This window comes from Cupriavidus sp. FW305-F7 (genome assembly GCF_058782875.1).
In genome coordinates this window covers 1-1529 of record NZ_JBYSYC010000119.1, presented here as the reverse complement: position 1 = coordinate 1529, position 1529 = coordinate 1, and the positions used below count along the sequence as shown (strand labels likewise).

Below are 1529 nucleotides of genomic sequence, written 5' to 3'. Positions count from 1 at the left end.
ATGTGGCGGCGGCAATGGGAGCAGGTCATCCCGTTCTTCGCCTATCCGCCGGAAGTGCGCAGAATCATCTACACCACGGATGAAGTTGACAAGCGCCCGGTGTGCTTTCGGTCGTTTATGGCGTCCGTATCGGTGGCCACGGAGCGCGTACCGCACTTGCCTGCGGTCGCGCCTGCTTCCAGCGCGAGAACAGGCGTTGGTAAGCCTGCTCGGCTTGCTCGCCGGCCGCACGCTCCAGATCCCGGACGGACTTCAGATTGTAGGCGGCGGCAGACCCCTTGCGGCTACCGCGACGCGCAGGAGGCCTGCCTGCCTGCAGTTCCAGCTCACGGGCCTTGCGCGCAGTGAGCGCCGGGCGATCCCAGGCGAAGGATTCGTTACGCGTGAGGACGTGCCAGACGATGATCGCCAGCTTGCGTGCCGTGGCAACGGCCGCGATCTGCTGACCGCGATGATCCCGGATACGTAGGAAGAAGGCTCGGATGGGGCCGGCCGTTTGGGCCGCGGCCCAGGCAGCCTCGACCAGCATGGCACGCGCATAGGAATGTCCGCGCTTGCTGATGTGTCCGTGCTTTGCTGGTTGCAAGCCGGATTGGTAGACCGAAGGATTGAGGCCAAAGTAGCTGACCAGTTTCTCCGGCGAGCGAAAGCGAGCGATATCGCCAATGGCCGAGATCAACCCGATCGCAACGGTGGTGTTGATGCCGGTGATGGTCAGCAGCTTGCGCAGCCTGTCGTCCAGAATAGCGGATTGGGCCAGGACGCGCTCAACCTGCTGCAGATTCTCTGCCAGCCGGTCGAGCTCATGCAACCGCTGGTCGATCCCGATGCGCTCGTCCATGGGTAGCTGCTGCAGGCTCAGCCAGGCCCGCCCTTTCTTGCCAAACAGGTCTGTGGCGGGACACCGTTCGATGAGATGGGCGGCAAGGACAGCGTGAATCTCATTCTTGAGCCGCGTCCGCTGCCGCACGATCTGGGCGCGGCGCGACACCTGCCGCCGCATCGCTTGCGTGGCCTCGTCTGGAATCCAGACCTCGGGCAGGAAGCCACTCGCATAGAGTTGCGCAAGGATTGCCGCATCGATCTTATCCGTCTTCACGCGGGCTTCAGCGATCAGGCGGACTTGCAAGGGGTTGGCGACAATCACCTTGCCGACATGACCTGTCAGTACGTTCGCGATGGCGATCGTGTTGCCGGTCGCCTCGAGTACCACGTGGTCGTCGGGCTTCAGCTTGGCAGCAAAGCGTTCCAGCTCGTCGCGTCGCAGTCCGACGCGCCCGCCGGCGCGTAGCAGGCCGTTCTCCAAATAGGCGATTTCGGCCACCGATCGCGATACATCCAGTCCTATCACTCGCATTGGCGTCTCCCATGGGAAACATCGCAAATGGGAGCCGGGGGGACAGCACGACAACTACGGATTCGCGCTCGCAGCGCAACCGGGCGGGTCGCAGGGGCGGCCAACTACTAACACGAGCTCGCAGCTCAACGTATATGAACGGCCTGCCCACCCGAAGTGCTCCCCGGTGCCC

The 1529-nt window shown here is 63.5% G+C and carries 1 protein-coding gene; it reads right to left on the bottom strand.

The annotated features are described in order from the left end of the window. Positions 1-115: 115 nt before the first annotated feature. Positions 116-1342 carry an IS110 family RNA-guided transposase gene (locus AC3WL8_RS39860; RefSeq protein WP_492380251.1) on the bottom strand — a complete coding sequence of 409 codons (1227 nt, stop codon included), beginning with the start codon at positions 1340-1342 and terminating at the stop codon, positions 116-118. Between the last annotated feature and the right edge of the window lie 187 nt (positions 1343-1529).